The 19,115-nt window shown below is 51.6% G+C and carries 21 protein-coding genes and 1 rRNA gene; 4 read left to right on the forward strand and 18 right to left on the reverse strand.

Features of this window, described 5'->3' with window-relative positions; all coding sequences use genetic code 11:
- Nucleotides 1-201, reverse strand: a 16S ribosomal RNA gene (locus tag ETC05_RS13210); the annotation flags it as partial.
- Nucleotides 202-663: 462 nt separating this feature from the next.
- Nucleotides 664-1,542, reverse strand: coding sequence for a nucleotidyltransferase-like protein (locus ETC05_RS13215; protein ID WP_031405583.1), 879 nt, complete (start codon nt 1,540-1,542; stop codon nt 664-666).
- A gap of 356 nt (nt 1,543-1,898) precedes the next feature.
- On the opposite strand from ETC05_RS13215, the gene ETC05_RS13220 reads away from it, so the two are divergent.
- A complete protein-coding gene (locus ETC05_RS13220) occupies nt 1,899-2,252 on the forward strand; it encodes a YgzB family protein (RefSeq protein ID WP_171661219.1) in 354 nt (117 codons plus the stop codon).
- Between the two features lie 25 nt (nt 2,253-2,277).
- Here the strand turns inward: ETC05_RS13220 and perR are convergent, their stop codons facing one another.
- The 6 genes from perR to ETC05_RS13250 form a co-directional block, all read right to left on the reverse strand.
- Nucleotides 2,278-2,724 carry a peroxide-responsive transcriptional repressor PerR gene (perR, locus tag ETC05_RS13225; RefSeq protein WP_031405587.1) on the reverse strand — a complete coding sequence of 149 codons (447 nt, stop codon included), beginning with the start codon at nt 2,722-2,724 and terminating at the stop codon, nt 2,278-2,280.
- A gap of 337 nt (nt 2,725-3,061) precedes the next feature.
- Nucleotides 3,062-3,538 carry a thioredoxin-dependent thiol peroxidase gene (gene bcp / locus ETC05_RS13230; RefSeq protein WP_171661220.1) on the reverse strand — a complete coding sequence of 159 codons (477 nt, stop codon included), beginning with the start codon at nt 3,536-3,538 and terminating at the stop codon, nt 3,062-3,064.
- Between the two features lie 66 nt (nt 3,539-3,604).
- The gene (locus ETC05_RS13235) at nt 3,605-4,009 is read right to left on the reverse strand and encodes a potassium channel family protein (RefSeq protein WP_031405591.1); all 405 of its coding nucleotides are present in this window, start codon (nt 4,007-4,009) and stop codon (nt 3,605-3,607) included.
- A gap of 110 nt (nt 4,010-4,119) precedes the next feature.
- Nucleotides 4,120-4,905, reverse strand: a complete 786-nt coding sequence (locus tag ETC05_RS13240) for an ABC transporter permease (RefSeq protein WP_171661221.1) — start codon at nt 4,903-4,905, stop codon at nt 4,120-4,122.
- 3 nt (nt 4,906-4,908) lie between these two features.
- A complete protein-coding gene (locus tag ETC05_RS13245) occupies nt 4,909-5,700 on the reverse strand; it encodes an ABC transporter permease (protein WP_171661222.1) in 792 nt (263 codons plus the stop codon).
- Nucleotides 5,693-6,697 carry an ABC transporter ATP-binding protein gene (locus ETC05_RS13250; RefSeq protein WP_171661223.1) on the reverse strand — a complete coding sequence of 335 codons (1,005 nt, stop codon included), beginning with the start codon at nt 6,695-6,697 and terminating at the stop codon, nt 5,693-5,695. Before ETC05_RS13250 ends, ETC05_RS13245 begins: the two co-directional genes overlap by 8 nt.
- 391 nt (nt 6,698-7,088) lie before the next feature.
- Here ETC05_RS13250 and ETC05_RS13255 point away from each other — a divergent pair, with 391 nt between their 5' ends.
- Entirely contained in the window at nt 7,089-8,375 is a 1,287-nt protein-coding gene (locus ETC05_RS13255; RefSeq protein WP_031405600.1) for a glutamate-1-semialdehyde 2,1-aminomutase, read from the forward strand.
- 127 nt (nt 8,376-8,502) lie between these two features.
- On the forward strand, nt 8,503-9,582 hold the full coding sequence (locus tag ETC05_RS13260) for an FUSC family protein (protein ID WP_031405601.1): 1,080 nt from the start codon (nt 8,503-8,505) through the stop codon (nt 9,580-9,582).
- 13 nt (nt 9,583-9,595) lie between these two features.
- Here the strand turns inward: ETC05_RS13260 and nikC are convergent, their stop codons facing one another.
- From nikC to fabL, 9 genes are all read right to left on the reverse strand, one after another.
- Nucleotides 9,596-10,495, reverse strand: a complete 900-nt coding sequence (nikC, locus tag ETC05_RS13265) for a nickel transporter permease (protein WP_171661224.1) — start codon at nt 10,493-10,495, stop codon at nt 9,596-9,598.
- Nucleotides 10,496-10,508: 13 nt separating this feature from the next.
- Nucleotides 10,509-11,513, reverse strand: coding sequence for an ABC transporter permease (locus ETC05_RS13270; RefSeq protein WP_031405605.1), 1,005 nt, complete (start codon nt 11,511-11,513; stop codon nt 10,509-10,511).
- A 70-nt stretch (nt 11,514-11,583) separates the two neighbouring features.
- Nucleotides 11,584-13,188 (reverse strand): ABC transporter substrate-binding protein, encoded by a 1,605-nt coding sequence (locus ETC05_RS13275; protein ID WP_171661225.1) that lies wholly within the window; start codon nt 13,186-13,188, stop codon nt 11,584-11,586.
- Nucleotides 13,185-14,207, reverse strand: coding sequence for an ABC transporter ATP-binding protein (locus tag ETC05_RS13280; RefSeq protein WP_031405609.1), 1,023 nt, complete (start codon nt 14,205-14,207; stop codon nt 13,185-13,187). Before ETC05_RS13280 ends, ETC05_RS13275 begins: the two co-directional genes overlap by 4 nt.
- Nucleotides 14,173-15,198 carry an ABC transporter ATP-binding protein gene (locus ETC05_RS13285; RefSeq protein ID WP_031405611.1) on the reverse strand — a complete coding sequence of 342 codons (1,026 nt, stop codon included), beginning with the start codon at nt 15,196-15,198 and terminating at the stop codon, nt 14,173-14,175. The genes ETC05_RS13280 and ETC05_RS13285 overlap by 35 nt, the downstream gene beginning before the upstream one ends.
- Before the next feature lie 391 nt (nt 15,199-15,589).
- Complete coding sequence (gene ntdP / locus ETC05_RS13290; protein ID WP_031405613.1) at nt 15,590-16,123, reverse strand: nucleoside tri-diphosphate phosphatase; 534 nt, start codon at nt 16,121-16,123, stop codon at nt 15,590-15,592.
- Nucleotides 16,124-16,251: 128 nt separating this feature from the next.
- On the reverse strand, nt 16,252-16,461 hold the full coding sequence (locus ETC05_RS13295) for a YgaB family protein (protein WP_031405615.1): 210 nt from the start codon (nt 16,459-16,461) through the stop codon (nt 16,252-16,254).
- A gap of 222 nt (nt 16,462-16,683) precedes the next feature.
- Entirely contained in the window at nt 16,684-16,875 is a 192-nt protein-coding gene (locus ETC05_RS13300) for a gamma-type small acid-soluble spore protein (protein ID WP_031405617.1), read from the reverse strand.
- Nucleotides 16,876-16,933: 58 nt separating this feature from the next.
- On the reverse strand, nt 16,934-17,683 hold the full coding sequence (fabL, locus tag ETC05_RS13305) for an enoyl-[acyl-carrier-protein] reductase FabL (protein WP_031405619.1): 750 nt from the start codon (nt 17,681-17,683) through the stop codon (nt 16,934-16,936).
- A 60-nt stretch (nt 17,684-17,743) separates the two neighbouring features.
- Here fabL and ETC05_RS13310 point away from each other — a divergent pair, with 60 nt between their 5' ends.
- The gene (locus ETC05_RS13310) at nt 17,744-17,968 is read left to right on the forward strand and encodes a hypothetical protein (RefSeq protein WP_031405621.1); all 225 of its coding nucleotides are present in this window, start codon (nt 17,744-17,746) and stop codon (nt 17,966-17,968) included.
- Here ETC05_RS13310 and mutY read toward each other — a convergent pair.
- Nucleotides 17,965-19,065 (reverse strand): A/G-specific adenine glycosylase, encoded by a 1,101-nt coding sequence (gene mutY / locus ETC05_RS13315; RefSeq protein ID WP_171661226.1) that lies wholly within the window; start codon nt 19,063-19,065, stop codon nt 17,965-17,967. The two genes, ETC05_RS13310 and mutY, sit on opposite strands and share 4 nt — an antisense overlap.
- Nucleotides 19,066-19,115 lie beyond the last annotated feature (50 nt).

The raw sequence follows: 19,115 nt of genomic DNA on the forward strand, positions 1-19,115 counted from the left end.
AGACCATGCGGTCTTCGGTGTTATCCGGTATTAGCCCCGGTTTCCCGGAGTTATCCCGGTCTTGCGGGCAGGTTGCCCACGTGTTACTCACCCGTCCGCCGCTGACCAAACCAGAGCAAGCTCCGATCCGGTCCGCTCGACTTGCATGTATTAGGCACGCCGCCAGCGTTCGTCCTGAGCCAGGATCAAACTCTCCAAAGAAAGTTGATTGGCTTTGTAAGCTTCAGCCGCAGCACCAAAGGCGCCGAGCGACCTCCGCTTTTCGTTGCGCTTCGTTTCGTTCAGTTTTCAAGGAACGAGAGTACCGTCTGGACTTGCTTCTTTGCAACCTTGCACCGAGGAAGCCAACTCCTCTGAACTCCCTCAAATGCAAATTTGTCTCCCGCTTTCCTAAAGCGGCCCTTACATTGTAGCATTTCTATTGTTCGCTGTCAACAATCTTTTATTCATAATTCATACCGCTCCGCAACGTTTTCCCGCCGCGGCAGCGATTTAAAATATATCATCGTTCGACACGGAAGTCAAGAGCTTTTTTCCGCCGGGATGCGCTACTTCCGTCAATGACTTGCAGCTGACGTTTGTATGCACACAATGAAAGTCCTAACAACATCCATACTTCTTGCCGGCTCCCTTCCGCCTTTCAGAAGCAGCGGAAGGGGACCGTCAAAATTCCTTTTTCGGCAACGTATAATACCGCTCGAATATTGTATTTCCTTTTGCTGGAATCTCCACAACGGTTAGCACTTTCCTTTCGACAAGATACTCAAGCATGATGACAAGATCAACCGAGTAAGGCGCAAACTGCGGATGACCAACCATTTCCTCAATGCTCCAAGCCCCATTTTTTTCTTGCAGCACTTCGCATAAATGAGAGGAGCCTGGCTCTACGTAGGAATGAATTAAAAATTCGCTGGCCAGCAGCAAAAGCTCCAGTCGTTTCGGGAGCGGCTCTTCACTTCCGACGAGTTCTTCATACAGCTTATAAATCCGCCCATCCATTCGTTTGACTTGATTCCACACAGTCACTTCCGGATAAAGTCCGTGCTCGATCACGGTCAATCGCGCCAAATGATGAAGAGCTTGCACCATATGGTTGTATGAGTCAAGCCAATGCTTGGCGGTAAACAGCGCCTTGCCATCCGTATAGCGGCGAATCAGTTTGGCAAACTCAAGTCCCATTTTCAATCGCCGTTCTTTAGGTGGAAATTGCTCAAGGCGCTGGCGCAACTGCTGAACATAGCCGTCGCGATCAAAAACGACCTTTCCGTTGAATACCCAGTCGACCGCCTTTCGATGCGACCCGAGAACAAGCCATTCATTTAACTGCCGTTCACTGACCGCATAAAGCACTGCCTTTTTCTCGTTTAGTGAATACTGCCTGAGAAGCATCGGCTCGCTTTGCGGGTCGACAATGACGAGCAGCACAACATCAAACGTGTCCGTTGTCGCTGCATAGCAAGTCATTTTTTCAATCATTAAAATTCCGTTCGTGTTGCAACGACTCATCCATTCTTCACAGATCAGATGCAACCATTCCTTCATACCCTTCCCCTTTGCAGAAAAACCAACTATGCCGCCGGGCTCACGAACTTCGCCAATTTTCCTTTACAATAAACTGGCGAAAAACTCCCCCCCACCTTCATGCAGCTGTTATTTTCTGCAACGGTTTTTCTTTCCTCCCTTCCACCCTCGATGATTGCATTGCCTTTTTATAACACCCATTGCTGTCAATGCTCATTTTATTATTTGCGACTATGGAGCCCTTCGTTTGCCACTGTTCTTCGTTATTTCGACAAAAAAACGAGGAATTCCTTTCTTTAAAACGTCGATTTTGTTGAGTTCTTCTTCGCGATGGGATCTCGTTTTATGGTATAGTGGTCTATGTAGGAGGGACGGTTATGAGTATTAAATATTCGAGCAAAATCAACAAAATTCGTACTTTCGCCTTAAGCTTGATTTTTATCGGCGTCATCGTCATGTATCTCGGTCTTTTCTTCCGCACGTCGCCGATCATCATGACGTTGTTTATGGTGTTTGGGATGTTGTTTCTTGTTGCCAGCGGCATTGTATACTTTTGGATCGGGACGCTCTCGACAAGAGCCGTTCAAGTCGTTTGTCCATCATGCGGCAAAGTGACGAAAATGCTTGGACGCGTCGATTTATGCATGTTTTGCCGCGAGCCGTTGACGTTAGACCGCGAGCTTGAAGGCAAAGAATTTGATGAAAAGTACAACAAAAAAAGAAAAAGCTGATAGCCGCTTCGTGCTATCAGCTTTTTCAATGCGCCGGCGCCCCATTTTTTTGACAGTCAGGGCATACTCCGTACACTTCCATGCGATGGTGGTCGACCTTAAAACCGGTGACGTGAGCGGCAAGCTGCTCGACTTCATCAAGCGCTGGATAGTGGAAATCGACAATTTTGCCGCACTCTTCACAGATGACGTGATAATGATTGGAAGTGACGAAGTCAAACCGGCTTGATGAATCGCCGTACGTCAGCTCTTTGACAAGCCCGATTTCCTTAAAGACGCGCAAGTTATTGTAGACGGTAGCGACGCTCATGTTTGGGAATTTCCCTTCGAGCGCTTTGTATATTTCATCAGCCGTCGGATGGGACATCGAGCTGATCAAATACTCCAGTATCGCATGACGCTGCGGCGTAATGCGTATCCCTGTCTTTTTCAATATGTCAAGCGCTTCCTTCAGTTGCTCGTTGTCAGACACCGGTCATGCACCTCGCTCTCTGCACAAAGATGAAAAAAATTATCACTTTATAATATTTATAATTAGTCTACAAGGAATACACGCCTTTTGTCAATATAGACTTCCATGACGAAACATTTTCGTCACCATCGGAAGGATGAAAATGTCCTTATGTTGAATGCTGGAACTTTACGCATTTTGGAATTCGGGTATTTTCAGGATAGATACCATTAATATATGGGGCTGTACGCCATTTTAACAAAAAAAAGGGGGCGGAAATCGTTTCCGCCCCCATGCGTCATTCATTTGAGGAGGTTACTATGTATCATACGCAACACGATGTATATTGTTTGGACGCTTACCTAGATGAAGTCAATCGGGCGACTTCGGCAAGCACCTCATCGACATGCTCTTTCACTTTCACCCCGCGCCATTCTTTGACCAATATTCCATCGGGGGCGATGATGAACGTCGAGCGCTCAATGCCCATGTATTCTTTTCCAAAATTCCTCTTTTTCTTCCAGACCTCATACAGTTCTGCCGCATGATGCTGTTCATCGGAAAGAAGCAAAAACGGCAGTTGGTATTTCTCAATAAACGTTTCATGCCGCTTGACTGGGTCTGTGCTCACCCCTAAGATGACGGCATTCAATTCAGCAAACCGTGCATGGCGGTCGCGAAAATCGCACGCCTCGGCTGTGCACCCAGGCGTCAAGTCTTTTGGATAAAAATAAAGCACGACATATTGCCCCCGGAAATCGGAAAGCGACACCATTTTCCCGTTGCTCGCTGGCAAGGTGAAATCTGGGGCTGGCTGGCCAATCGCTGCCGTCATGGCATTCCCTCCGTCTTCTTCGTTTTCTTTTAGCGTAGCGAAGACAGAGGGAAATTGCAACTCACACTAGCGATGGTCCCAGTCAAACACGGTGCGCGTGACAATGACAGCAGGCATAATGTAGCCGAGAAGCGCTTCGGCAATGGCGATCCACCGCCCGACCCCGATCGGAGTGACATCGCCATACCCGACCGACAAAAGCGTCATGCCGCTTAAGTATAAGCTGTCTTCAAGCAAGGACAAACGGCCTTCTGCTGCCCTGTTCGAGGATGGGGTGAACACGGTATGGCCATTCACTTGCAAAATCATATAAATCATGGCAAAACCGAGCATCATCGTTAAATACCATTGAACGAGAACCCATAAGCTATCGAGCGACAGGCGATGCGTCGCTTGCACGCGTGCTGTCCAAAGCGAGGTGATGCTGCCGAGCAGCACGGCGGCAACAACGCCAAGGAAGGCGTAATCCATCGCGTCCCCCCCATTTTTGTCCGTCGTTCATATATACGCGGACAACAGGGCGATTATACCGCATGCCCCTCCGCCCTCTGCTTGAATCGGCAGCACTACGGACCGGGCGCCTAGCTCCCCGTCCCGCGATATCGCCTCACCCCGGCGTTCCAAAGCTTGACCGCCACGGCGAAAAACACGAAGCCGACCACCGGGGTGAAAAAGGCATAACTGTACCATTCCTTTTTCTCAAGAAAATAAGCAGCTGGGTAAACACCGACAAAGGCAAACGGCAACACCCACGTTAAAATATAGCGGATGACGCGATGGTAAATATCGACCGGGTAGCGGCCATAGCCGCTGATGTTGTACATCATCGGCATGATAGATGTGCGGGCGTCGGCGAAAAAACTAACTGTTGCTAATGAAATGAAAATGCCAGCGTAAATTAGTGCACCACCAATCACAAACAATATAAAGACCAAGACATCGTACCAATGAAACGTAAGTGACAGGCGAGCGCCGGTGTATACCATAATAATGAGCCCCGGTATAGCGCCAAGCAGCGATTCAAGTTCCATTCGTTCCAAAATGACTTGAAACAGGCTGTGCACCGGGCGCGTCAACACGCGGTCCATTTCTCCTTGGACAATATAGCGCTCATTAAAATCCCATAGGTTGAAAAAAGCAGCAAATACGGCGTACGGCACGAGGAAAAAGCCGTAAATGAACAAAATCTCATCGCGGGTCCAACCGTGAAGCAGCGTCGTATGCCCGAACACAACAAGCAAAAACACCAAGTTGACTGCTTGGGCCATAAAGTCCGACAGCCATTCGACCAGCACATCGGCTCGATATTGCAGTTTTGTCTTCATATATTGTGCCATGTATTGAACAAACACGGATACGTAAAACAACGTTTACCCCCCTTGCACAACGAGACGCTTTTTCGCCGTCCTCCATAACCATCCAATTGGGAACAGCAATATGATGCACCACGTTGCCTGCAGAAGCAGGCCATCACGGACAGCAGTACCTTGAAAACTTTCTGTCATGATCATGCTTGGGATGTAGCTGATGGCTTGAAACGGGAAATACATCATCGCCCGCTGCGCCCAATCAGGATAAAAGGAAAGCGGCAAAATCAGTCCGGAAAACAGATCGATGATAAACCGCTTCGCCCTAAGCAGCCCTTCATTTCGGAACGTAAAAAACGTCACAACCCCTGCAAGCAAGTTCAGCTCCGAAAAAATGATAAAGCTGAATAGAAGCGACACACCGAAGGCGAGCCACGTTTTGGCGTGTTCTGGAAACTGAAGCGGCAAAAAAAGCGATACGACCAAAAGCCCGGGCAATGATAAAAAGAACAGGCGGAACAGCCCCTCGCCAAGCCCTTGCACCGCTTTCATCCCTAAATAGCTGTACGGGCGGATCAATTCCACCGCTACTTTTCCATCCCGGATTTCCATGGCGATTTCGCGGTCAAGGTTGTTAAAATAAAACGCCCGCGCCAGCCAGGAAATGGCGACATACGTCGTCATTTGCCCAAGCGACATTCCTTGCATCGATGATTTGCCGCCATAAATAGCCGACCAAAGGAAGTAATACGCTGCGATGTTAATGGCGTAAATCAAAATTCCAGTGTAATAGTTTGTCCGGTAGGCGAGCATCATTAAAAAGCGGATGCGGACCATTTCGACATACTTACCCATGAACCGCACCTTCCTTATAAATATTGCGGATGATCTCCTCCGTCGGCACTTCGTGAATATGGATGTCGTTCAACGCATAACGGGCGGCGACACGACTGACCACTTCCGGCACGCCTCCTGGCGGAACGTGCGCGATCCAAACGTTTGGCTGCTCGCCTTTTTTCCAAACCACACCCAACCCTTCGGTCAACTGCTGCAAAAAAGCGGCCGTCACCGCTTCGGCGAACGTAAAGGCAACCCGTTTTCCTTGCCCCCATTTTTCTTTCAGGCGCTCAAGCGACCCGTCGTAAATGATTTTCCCTTCATCGAGCATCATCACCCGCTCGCACAGCGCTTCAATGTCTGACATGTCGTGCGTCGTCAACAAGATCGTCGTCCCGTACCGCTCGTTCAACTGTTTCAAAAACTGGCGGATGTTGAGCTTGACAAGCACATCGAGGCCGATTGTCGGCTCATCCAAAAACAACAGCGGCGGGTTGTGAATGAGCGCGGCGGCGAGCTCGCAGCGCATCCGTTGGCCAAGCGACAGCTTGCGCACCGGCTTGTCAAGCAGCGGCCCGATCTCAAGCATCTCGATCACCTCGCCCATATGGCGGCGATACTGTTCATCCGAGACGCGGTACACTTTTTTCAACAAGCGAAACGATTCTTGAACAGCGATATCCCACCACAATTGCGAGCGCTGGCCGAACACAACGCCGATTGTGCGCACAAATTTCTCCCGTTCTTTATGCGGATTCATCCCGTTGACGACAATACGCCCAGACGTTGGGGTTAAAATGCCGGTCAACATTTTGATCGTCGTCGATTTGCCGGCGCCGTTCTCGCCGATATAGCCGACGATTTCCCCTTGCTTGACGACAAACGAAATGTCATCGACCGCTCGAACGAGCGTATAACGGCGCGTCCATAAATCGCGAAACGCTCCGACAAGGCCGGAGCGGCTGGCATGCACTTTAAATTCTTTGCGCAAATGTTCTACTTCAATCGCGTTCATCATTCTCCTCCTGACCTCTCCTTGGCGTCAAATGAAAAAGGCGGCTTGCGCCCTTCTCCTATGTTGCATTATACATGAATCACCGCCATTTTCATCTTTTTTGTTTTCCAGTCTGTTGATGCCATTGCGTGAAGCACCGCATTCGCCTTGGAAAGAACGGCCAAATGCTTTTATCCTAAGTCAATGCCCACCGTCCGATCGACGATGCAACAGTTGGATGTCGGTTTCCGCCCATACAGAAACAAATGATTTTCTGTCGGATTTTTTGAATCGGCACGTCAATGATGAGAGGAGCCGATCCATCCTTCACTTACGCCTATAGCATTGAAGTTTAAGTCTTCTCGATTTAATATGATAAAGAGGCAGTCAGCGGAAACAGGAGGATCAAACAATGCAATGGACCAAATCAGAACAATTATATGAAGAAGCGCTCCAGCACATTGTTGGTGGAGTGAACAGCCCGTCCCGCTCATACAAAGCGGTCGGCGGCGGGGCGCCAGTCGTGATGGAGCGGGCGCAAGGAGCATACTTTTGGGATGTAGATGGAAACAAGTACATCGACTACTTGGCCGCCTACGGACCGATCATCGCCGGGCACGCCCATCCACACATCGCGGAAGCCATCCGCCGCGCCGCCGAGACCGGTGTGTTGTACGGCACGCCGACGCCGCATGAGATTACATTCGCCAAAATGTTAAAAGAGGCGATCCCGTCGCTTGAAAAAGTGCGGTTTGTCAACTCAGGGACAGAGGCGGTGATGACCACGATCCGCGTCGCCCGCGCCTACACCGGACGAAGCAAAATCGTGAAATTCGCCGGTTGCTACCATGGCCATTCGGATCTTGTGCTCGTCGCCGCCGGCTCGGGGCCTTCGACGCTGGGGACGCCGGATTCAGCTGGCGTGCCGCCAAGCATTGCCCAGGAAGTGATTACGGTGCCGTACAATGATGTGGAATCGTTCCGTGAAGCGATGAACGTTTGGGGCGAGCAGGTTGCAGCCGTATTGGTCGAACCGATCGTCGGCAACTTCGGCATCGTTTTGCCAAAACCGGGCTTTTTAGAAGCGATCAATGAGATGGCCCACAAGACAGGGGCGCTCGTCATTTACGACGAAGTGATCACCGCCTTCCGCTTTATGTACGGCGGGGCGCAAAACTTGCTTGGCATTGAGCCAGACTTGACAGCGATGGGAAAAATTATCGGCGGCGGCTTGCCGATCGGCGCATACGGCGGACGCCAAGACATTATGGAACAAGTCGCTCCGCTCGGACCGGCGTACCAAGCGGGGACGATGGCCGGCAATCCGGCGTCGATGCTCGCTGGCATCGCCTGCCTTGAAGTGTTGAAACAAAAGGGCGTCTATGAGCATCTCGACCGGTTAGGGGCAATGTTGGAAGAAGGCATCCTCGCCCATGCCCGCCAATGCGGCCTGCCGGTGACCGTCAACCGCTTAAAAGGCGCGCTCACCGTTTTCTTCACCGACGAAAAAGTGGAAAACTACGAGCAAGCCCAGCGCAGCGATGGCAAGTTGTTTGCAAAATTTTTCAAACTCATGCTCAAACAAGGAATCAATCTTGCACCGTCCAAATACGAGGCTTGGTTTATCACCCTCGCCCATACGGAAGACGACATCGCCTACACGATCGATGCCGTTGGCAAGGCGTTCCGGCAACTTTGAACACCAAAATTCCCCAACGCCCCGCCTTCATCGTCGGGGCGTTATATTTTTTCCTTGCGCACATAGGATGAAACTGTGTATAGTACTGAATGGTCCACCAAAACAAAAAGGAGAGTTTTGATCATAGATGAAACTCGGTGCCCGCATTTTGAAAACGGGGATCGCAGTGGCGCTCGCCTTGTTCTTAGCAGCGCTCTTCCAGTTTCCATCGCCGGCATTCGCCGGCATTTCCGCTGTGTTCGCCATGCAGCCGACCATTTACCGTTCGTATTTGTCACTGATCGAGCAAGTCCAAGCGAATGTGATCGGCGCCTTGTTTGCCATTGCCGCCGTCCTTATTCTCGGCCGCGATCCGCTGATCGTCGGTTTGACGATCATGATTGTCATCGCCCTTTGCCTGAAAATGCGCCTCGAGTCCTCGACGATTTCGGTCGCGCTCGTGACCGTTATCGCGATTATGGAATATACAGACCGTCAGTTTATCCAGTTTGCGGCCATCCGCTTTTTAACGATTATGCTTGGCATTTTTGCCGCCTTTGTCGTCAATTTGATTTTCTTGCCGCCCAAGTATGAAAAAAAGGTATATGAAAAAATCAGCGAAGAAACAGAGGCCATTTTAAAATGGATCCGCCTGCATAAACAGCAGGCAGCCGACTATCATCATTTGAAAGAAGAAATTGAAACACAGCACGAAGAAATGACCAAACTGGAGCATCTATATTTTATGTACAAAGAAGAGCGCACGTATTTTCGGCGCCAACGCTTCCAAAAATCGCGCAAGCTCGTGTTGTACCGGCAAATGATTGCCGCAGCCGATCGGGCTTTATCGGTCTTAAAATGGCTGCACCGGCTCGAAAACGAGTTCAGTCGTTTGCCGGCTGAACTCCGCGAAGCCATTTGCTTGCACCTTAGCCACTTGCTCGACTATCACGAACAGCTGCTGCTGAAATTTATCCATAAGGCAAAGCCGCTCCCCCACAGCAGACGAGCCGAGGAAATCCACCATCAGCGCGAGCGTCTCGCTTCCGCTTTTTATGCGGACGGCCAGCCCCCGGGCGATTACCGGCTGTTTTCGCTGATCGGGGCGATCATGGATTACGGGGATCGCCTTGAACATTTAGATAAGCTGATTGACAGTTTCCATCATTACCATTACGACGACAAGCTCGAGAAAGAACTTGAAAAATCAGCAGGCGGCCGCTCGTAGCGGACCGCCTGCTTCAGTTTTTCATCCGTGGGTCAAGTGCATCGCGCAGCCCATCCCCCATTAAGTTAAACCCTAGTACGGTCAACATAATGGCCAATCCGGGAAAAATCATCGTCCACGGCGCCTGGGTGAGGAAGTCTTTGGCGTCCGATAGCATTTTCCCCCACTCCGGATTGGGCGGCTGCGCCCCCAAGCCTAAAAAACCAAGCGCGGCCGCTTCAATGATGGCGGTCGCAATCGCCAACGTCCCTTGGACGATGATCGGCGCGAGGCTGTTAGGCAAAATATGATGGATTAAAATGCGCCAATCGCTCATGCCGATCGCTTTCGCTGCCGTAATGTATTCCTCTTGTTTAATGCTTAACACGCGGGACCGGATCAAACGGCCAAAATTCGGCACGTTAATGACCGCAATGGCGATGAGGGCGTTTTGCAAGGACGGACCAAGCACAGCGACGATGCCGATCGCCAACAAAATGCTTGGAAACGCCAGCATAATGTCAAACAGGCGCGAAATCACCCCATCAATCCAGCGCCCATAGTAGCCGGCGACAATGCCAAGCAGCGAACCAACCATAACCGAGCCGAGAACGGAAAAAAACCCAACCCACAGGGAAATGCGGGCTCCATATATCACACGGGAAAAAATGTCGCGGCCGAAATCATCAGTGCCAAACCAATGAGTTTCAGAAGGCGGCTGCAGCCGCTCGGCCAACTGTTGGTCTTTATAATCATATGGCGCCAGCCACGGCGCCAAGATGGCGACAAGGATAAAAAAGAAAACGATCCCAGCACCAACCAAAGCGATTTTATTTTTTCGAAACCGCCGCCACGCTTCTTTCCATAAAGAAACGGATTCCGTCTCCCCCATTGCCGTCGGCGGTGTTGCCGGTGTGCGCGCTAGTTCAGCCATAGGCGCTCCCCCTTTAATTGTACTTAATACGTGGATCAATGATCGCATAAAGCAAATCCACGATTAAATTAATGAAAATAAAAATGGTGGCAATGATCAAAATCCCCGATTGAATCACCGGATAATCGCGGTACCCGATCGCATCATAAATATAGCGTCCGATGCCGGGCCAGCTGAAAATCGTTTCCGTCAAAATCGCTCCGCCAAGCAGCAGCCCCGTCTGCAGCCCGATCACCGTCAATACGGGAATAATCGCGTTTTTCAACGAATGTTTGTACACAACCCAAAACATGCTTAACCCTTTCGCGCGGGCAGTGCGAATGTAGTCGGATTTCATCACTTCCAACATGCTCGAACGCGTCATTCGGGCGATAATCGCCATCGGGATCGTCGCTAGAGCCATGCTCGGCAAGACAAGATGTTGAACAACTTGCCAAAACTGATCGGTATTCCCAGATAGAAGTGTATCGATCAAATACAGATGGGTGATCGGCTCAATCGGGTTGCGCACATCTTCCCGTCCTGCTGTCGGAAGCCAATCGAGCTGGATGGAAAACAGCCATTGCTCCATTAAGCCAAGCCAAAAGATCGGCATCGACACCCCAATCAGCGCCAATACCATCGCAATATAATCAAACCATGAATTTTGAAACCAAGCACTGATAATGCCGGCGTTTACGCCGATGATCACGGCAATGAGCATCGCCGCCAGCGACAGTTCGATCGTTGCTGCTAAATACGGCCAGATTTCCTTTGCGATAGGCGCTCCCGTACGGATGGATTCCCCTAGGTCCCCCCGCAGCAAGCCGCCGATATATTTGACATACTGCACGTACCAAGGCTCATCCAACCCGAGTTTATGAGTCAAAGCGGCTACAGCCTCTTTCGTCGCTTTTTGCCCTAAAATGACTTGCGCCGGGTTGCCTGGAATGGCTCGGATCATAAAAAAGACGACAAGCGACATGCCAAACAACACCGGGATCACCATCAACACCCTTCTCACAACATACGACAGCACCTGACTCTCCCTCCCTTAACATGCGGCAAACAAAGAGGGGAAGATGCGCTCCTTCCCCTCTCTCAGTCGATTATCGAAACTCGACTTTCGTAAACTTATCCGAACCGGTCGGGTGCGGGTTAAAGCCTTGAATATTCGCCTTGCCGGCCAACAGCGGAGTCGAATGGACGAGCGGAATCCATGGCGCTTCCTCTTTAATGATCTCTTGCGCTTTTTTATACAGTTCGTTCCGTTTGTTTTCATCGCTCACCGTTTGCGCTTCGACCAAAATTTTATGCAGCTCATCGTTCGAGAAATAGGTGTAGTTGTTGCTGCCAATGCTGTCTTTGTCAAGGAGCGCATATAAGAAGTTATCCGCATCGCCGTTGTCGCCCGTCCAGCCAAGCAGGAAGGCGTCCGCTTCTCCTTTGGCGAGTTTGTCTAAATAGGTCGCCCATTCATACGTCACGATTTTCGCTTTGACGCCGATTTTGGCAAAATTCGCTTGAATGGCCTCAGCGATTTTTTGCCCATCCGGCATATACGGACGCGGCACCGGCATCGCCCACAGTTCGATTTCGAAGCCATTCGGATAACCCGCTTTCGCCAGCAGCTCTTTCGCTTTATTCAAATCAAACGGATAGTCTTGAATCGCATCGTTGTAACCCGGGATGCTCGGCGGCATCGGATTTTTTGCCGGTTCCGCCTGGCCGGCGTAAAACGCATCGATGATCGCTTTCTTGTCAACCGCGTAGTTCAACGCTTGGCGAACCAACTTGTTTTTCAGCGGCCCTCTTGTCGCCGTCAGCCCGACATAGGCGACGTTCATCGACGGACGCTTGAAAATTTGAAACTCTTTGTTTCCTTCCACCTGTTTTAAGTCCGTCGGATTCAAGTCTTCCATGATGTCGATCTCGCCTTTTAAGAGCGCATTGAGGCGCGCCGAGTTGTCTGGAATGGAAACGAAGATGAGCCGGTTCAGCTTCGGATAGCCTTTTTCCCAATAGTCTTTATTTTTTTCCAGCACGATCCGTTCGTTCCGCTTCCACTCTTTAAAGACGAACGGGCCGGTCCCGACTGGGTGTTCACCAAACTTGTCACCATATTTTTTCACCGCTTCTGGACTGGCGATGGCAAACGGGGTCATGGCAAGATTTTTCAAAAATGGCGCTTGCGGGCGTTTCAGCACAAATTGCACCGTGTACTTGTCGAGCGCCTTTACTTCTTTAATCACATGGCTGTCATCCTGCTTGTAGCCGCCAAACATCGATCCGTAATACGGAAACTTGTCGGCGTTGCCGTTGGCCCACCGTTCGAAGTTAAAGACGACGGCATCGGCGTTAAACTCCGTCCCATCGTGAAACTTGACACCTTGGCGCAGCTTAAACGTATAGGTCAGTCCATCTTTCGAAATCGTCCATTCCGTCGCCAACGCCGGCTTGACGGACGTATCGTTGTCATTGTAGTCCAGCAGCGTATCAAAAATATTTTTCGTCACTTTCAGCGACTCCCCGTCCGTCACGGTCGCTGGATCGAGCGATACCGAATCACCGCCGCGCCCGTACACGAGCGTATCCTGAGTCGACGGTTTGTCACTGCCGCCCCCTGCGGTTTGCTTCGACTTGCCGCAGCCGGCAAGAACAAGCGTCACAGCCAGCATCATGACCAGCCAGGTTAACCATGGTTTTTTCCTCATCGCGCTTCCCCCTTGTGTTCCATTTGTTTATCATCACGCTGCTCACCTGTTGTTTCGTATAAATGGCAAGCAACGTAATGGCCATGGGCCACTTCTCGCCATTCCGGACGCTGCTCGCGGCAAATGTCCATACAGAATGCGCAGCGCGTATGGAAGGCGCATCCTTGTGGTGGATTTGCCGGGTTTGGCAAATCACCGGAAAGCAATTGCCGTTCTCTTTTATGATCAGGATCTGGAATCGGCACAGCGGACAAAAGCGCCTGTGTATAGGGATGCTTCGGCGATTCGTATAACGACTCGCTGTCCGCCAGTTCAACCATACGGCCCAAATACATGACGCCGACCCGGTCGCTGATATGGCGAACGACCCCTAAATCATGGGCGATGAAAATGTATGTAAGGCCAAACTGCCTTTGCAAATCTTCAAGTAAATTGAGCACTTGCGCCTGAATGGAGACATCAAGCGCTGACACCGGTTCATCGGCGATGATCAGTTTCGGATGGGTCATCAGCGCCCGCGCGATGCCGATGCGCTGGCGCTGGCCGCCGCTGAACTGATGCGGATAGCGCTTAGCATGATACGAACCGAGCCCGACCACCTCAAGCATCTCCCGCACCCGCCGCTTCCGCTCTTCTTTCGATCCCATGCCGTGGACAATGAGCGGCTCTTCCAAGATCTTTTCGACCGTATGGCGCGGATTGAGCGAGGCGAACGGATCTTGAAAAATCATTTGCATATCGCGCCGCAGTCGGCGCAGCTCCGCTTTTGATAAAGCGGTTACATGTTTCCCTTCAAATACGATCGAACCGTCCGTCGGCTCAATGAGCCGCAGCAGCATTCGCCCCGTCGTCGACTTGCCGCAGCCGGACTCGCCGACAATGCCGAGCGTCTCGCCGCGGTACACGGTGAATGTCACATCATCGACCGCTTTGACCGTCCCAATTTGTTTTCCAAAAACTCCCCCAGTAATAGGAAAGTATTTTTTAAGCCCTTTCGCTTCGAGCAGCGGTTCGCTCATCGGCTAGCCCTCCCTTCTCTAACGCCAAAAAGCAACGGGCGCGATGGCCTTGTTCCCCCGTTTCGTACAATAGCGGATCTTCTTGGCGACAGCGGTCAACTACCCATTCGCACCGGTCAGCAAATCGGCAGCCGCGGCGGACCGCTCCGGGTTTTGGCACTTGGCCCGGTATGGAGTATAGCCGCTCCTTTTTGCCGCGGATATCCGGGATCGAGCGAATCAGGCCGGCGGTGTACGGATGCTGCGGATGGCGGAAAATATCGCGAACGCTTCCCTCTTCCACGATTTGGCCAGCGTACATGACGATCACGCGGTCACACAGCTCAGCGACAACACCCAGATCATGGGTAATCATCATCACCGCTGTGCCAAACGTCCGGTTCAATTCTTTCATCAACGCTAAAATTTGCGCCTGAATGGTCACATCAAGCGCCGTCGTCGGCTCGTCCGCGATCAAGAGCGCCGGACGGCACAGCATGGCCATCGCAATCATCACCCGCTGGCGCATGCCGCCAGACAGCTGATGCGGGTATTCGTCCAACATTTGCTCAGCTCGCGGCAGCCCGACAAGCTTCAACATCTCCGCCGCCCGCACTCGCGCTTCTTTTTTTCCTATTTTCGTATGTATACGAATCGCTTCAACCAATTGGTCACCAATAGTAAACAGCGGATTTAAAGAAGTCATCGGTTCCTGAAAAATCATCGCGATCTCGTTGCCGCGGATTTGCTTCATCCGCCGCTCGGAGGCTTCCACTAGATTCTCCCCTTTAAACAAAATCTCGCCGCCGACCACTTTGCCGATCCCTTTTGGCAATAGCCCCATAATCGACAGGGATGTGACGCTTTTTCCACAGCCCGATTCGCCGACGACGCCGAGCACCTCACCTTCTTGGAGGAAAAAATCGACACCGTCAACCGCCGGAATCTCCCCGTCGTCCGTAAAAAAAGACGTCCGAAGCCCACGTACTTCCAGTAAAATCTTTTTTCCCATCACGCTCCCCTTCTCTCATTCGATTTTGATGAAACTTTTGCTCTCTGAATAAGATTATGCCATGTATTGTTTTCTAACACAATATAATATTATAAAAAAATAAAATTATTAGAAAAGAAAAAATAATAACGAGAGGATGATGAAACACCCCCTCGTTGACTTTATCATTATATCATAGTTCCGAACGAAAACTCCTGCTCCAAGCGCGCGAAGGGCGCAGCGATCAGCGGGAGAGGCATGTCGGTTGGCGTCACATCGAGGCCCCCTGCTTTTCAGCATAAGCGTTAGCAAGGCAGGCCAACCGTGGGACGCACGAGAATGGCTTAGCTGACAACCTGCTGTGGGGCGGATGTTCCCAGCAATCCCCGCCTCTGCATAGGCGGGAGGGGGATCAATTTTGGTACGCCTGAAACACTCCGTACCATTTGTCGATAAACTCGGGCGCAAACGGCCCTTTCCGTTCCTTAATCCAACCAATCAATTTTTGAACGTTGTTTTTTAAAATGCGGTCGATCACATCCGGATAGTGCATTTCGCGCCGGTGCCGCTCATACTCGTCTTCATCTAGCAACATGTACGTCATATCCGGGAACACTTTAATATCCAAATCATAATCGATATACTTCAGCGCTTCTTCGTCCCAAACAAACGGCGAGCTTAAATTGCAATAGTAGTACACTCCGTCCTCACGAATCATGGCAATAATGTTAAACCAATGTTTGGCGTGAAAAAAACAAATCGCCGGTTCGCGCGTCACCCACGTCCGGCCGTCCGCTTCCATGACGAGTGTTTTGTTATTGCCGCCGATCACATACGATGGCGTTCCTTTTAACACGACCGTCTCCCGCCAAATGCGATGAATCGCCCCATTATGTTTGTAGCTATGGATTTGAATGATTTTCCCTTCCCGAGGGTAAGCCGGCATCATTCTTCCCTACTTTCCGTTGGGAGCTTCTTCGTTATATTATACCCTGTTCCTTTTGCAAAAGAAAAGCAGGCCGCCCTGTTGAGAAAAAGGCAACTAGAGCTTGGCTCAAAGACGCGGCCTGTCCGTTAGACGCCGGATGCCATCTGCCCTAAAAACACGCGGCGGATGGCCTCCACCTCCCGTTTCATTTGCCGCACTTCCTCGCGCAAGGCAGCGGTCGGCGCTTCACGTTCGAGTTCATCCAGCTGGCGGGTGATCTCCTCACAACGCTCCATCTCCTGTTGCCAAAACAGCACCTCGTCACCTACATTCGTCCATGCGCACTTCATCTCCATCCCGTTCTTCCTTCCCCTTTGCGGTACGGTTTTCTTTCATCATTTCGCGGCCTCATCCGCAAATCCCTTTCTCTAATCTTGTAAAGAGATGACAACTTTTGTCGACAAAAAAAGCAGAGGCGCGCCGCCCCTGCTTTTTTCCCTTCAGCCTGTCGCCTTCGCTCTTTCGGCCGCGTGTGCCGTTCGGCGTTCAACAGGCGCTAAGCTCCCCATGAGGAGCCGTTATTGATTGACGTTTTGCGCTTTGCGGGCTTCCGCTTGCGCGTTTTGTTGTTTGACGTGTTGTACATCCGTCTCAGCCGCAAATTCCGTCGCAAATTGACCGGCTTGAGCGGCTTGAGCCGATTGCGCATTTTGTTGTCTTACTTCTTGAATATTCGTGCCAGCTGCTGTTTTATTGGGTTGTTTAGCCATTGTTCTCACCTCCACATGCCTTACTATGCCCCGGAGGTGATCGTTCTATCCGTTGGCGTTACAACAGTAAAGATCTTCCACCGTCGACAATGATCGTCTGCCCCCGGATCATCTCAGCGGCATCCGACAATAAAAACATTACAGCATTGACGAGATCTTCCGGTTTGACCGGGCGGCCGGCCGGCGTGTTCGCCGCGGCGTCAGCGAGGAGTTCATCGCGATTCGGGAAATGCTTCAGCGCATCGGTATCGACCGCTCCGCCAGAAACGGCGTTCACCGCGATGTTTTTCGGCGCCAGCTCGACCGCCAAGTAGCGGGTCAGCGCTTCAAGCGCCGCTTTCGAGACACCGACCGCCGTATAGTTTTCCAAATAGCGGATCGATCCGAGCGAACTGATGCTGACAATTTTCCCGCCGCCGACTTGCTCCATTCTTTTAGCCGCTTCCTGCGCGCAAAACAACAGCGCTTTGCTGTTGATGTTCATCGTCCAGTTCCAATGCGTTTCTTCCAATTCCATCGCCGGACGCAGCACGCCGGAGGCGGCATTGTTCACGAGCACGTCGACCCGCCCAAACACCTCATCGACTTGGGCGAACATGGCGCGAATTTTCTCAACGTCGCCAACGTTCGCTTTCACGACGAGCGCTTTTCTCCCGAGCGCTTCAATTTCACGCGCCGTTTCTTCGGCGGCGGTTTTGCTTCGGGCGTAGTTGACCACAATATCGTATCCTTCCTTGGCCAGCCGCAAGGCGATCGCTTTGCCGATGCCGCGGCTGCTGCCGGTGACGACCGCTACTTTTCCGCTCATGTTTTTCACTCCTTATACATATAATATAGCCGAATTCCATAGACGAGGGAGGGGCTGCCTATGTATGTCGGCCGGGACATGACCGAGCTGGCGATGATTCCGAAAACGGAATGGACCGATGACGAACTTGCTTATTTTCATCATTCATTCCAACAAATCGCTCCGTATTTAAACGTCGAAGGGCAGACGATTCACCGCGAAATCATCGAAGAAATCGAAGCACGCGGCGGCCTTGGGCGCCGTGAAGCAACGTATACACACGGCACGATGCCGGTGCCTGATTAATCGGGGCGGCGCACTCGGCCCGCCCATTTTTTGTATTCGCGCCAAACGCGCTGCTGGGACACCGGAAAAGCGTGCGCTTCAAGCTCATCTTCAGACACAAGCCGAAGCGGCTCTTTGACGGACTTGCTGCTGATCAGGCGGCCGGGAAAGACCGTCAACTTCCAGACTAAATGGGAAAACGCGTGCTCAAACGAAGTGATCGCTTCTGTAAGCTCCGCTTGCAAGCCGTATTGCTCCCCAACCATTTGCTCAAGCGTCTTTTTTCCATCCGCGCCGGCCGTTTCGCAGCTGGGAAATTCCCATAAATTCGCAAGCAAGCCGGAGCTGTCGCGCTTGCGGATAAGCACGCGGCCTTCATCATCGACCAGCACCGCCACCGCGAGCGGCACTTGTTTGACCGCTGTTTTTTTCGTTTTTACCGGCAGCTCTTCCGCTACCCCTTCGGCGAACGCCCGGCAGTAGGCTTGCACCGGGCATAGCAGGCACGACGGGCGGCGCGGCGTGCAAACAAGGGCGCCAAGCTCGATCAACGCTTCATTGAATGCCCCCGGATGTTCATACGCCATCATTTCGCGGACCATTTGTTCAAACCGTTTTCTCGTCGAGGCTTTGGCAATGTCGTCTGTCACGAGAAACAGACGCGACAAGACGCGCATGACGTTGCCGTCAACCGCTGGCTCCGGGACGCCGTAGGCGAGGCTCAACACCGCCCCGACCGTATACGGCCCGACTCCTTTCAGCCTAGAAAATTCATCTGGATCGTCCGGCACTTTGCCGTCGTACCGCTCTTTGACTTCTTTCACCGCCGCGTGCAGATTGCGCACGCGCGAGTAATAGCCGAGCCCTTCCCACGCCTTCAGTACCTCGTCCTCCTCAGCGTCAGCGAGCGCCTCCAGCGTCGGGAACCGCTCGATAAACTGTTCAAAATACGGAATGACCGTCTCGACGCGCGTCTGCTGCAGCATCACCTCCGACACCCATACTTTATATGGGTCGCGGTCTTTCCGCCACGGCAGGTCGCGGCGCTCGCGGGCGAACCAGTCAAGCAAATCGCGCTGAAACTCGCGCGCTGGAAATCGCTCTGTTTCTCTTGTCATTCAAAGTTTCCCCCATGATGTCTATGATCGATATTTATTTTATTATATCA

The organism is Geobacillus sp. BMUD (genome assembly GCF_013096845.1).
Classification (GTDB): Bacteria; Bacillota; Bacilli; order Bacillales; family Anoxybacillaceae; genus Geobacillus; species Geobacillus vulcani.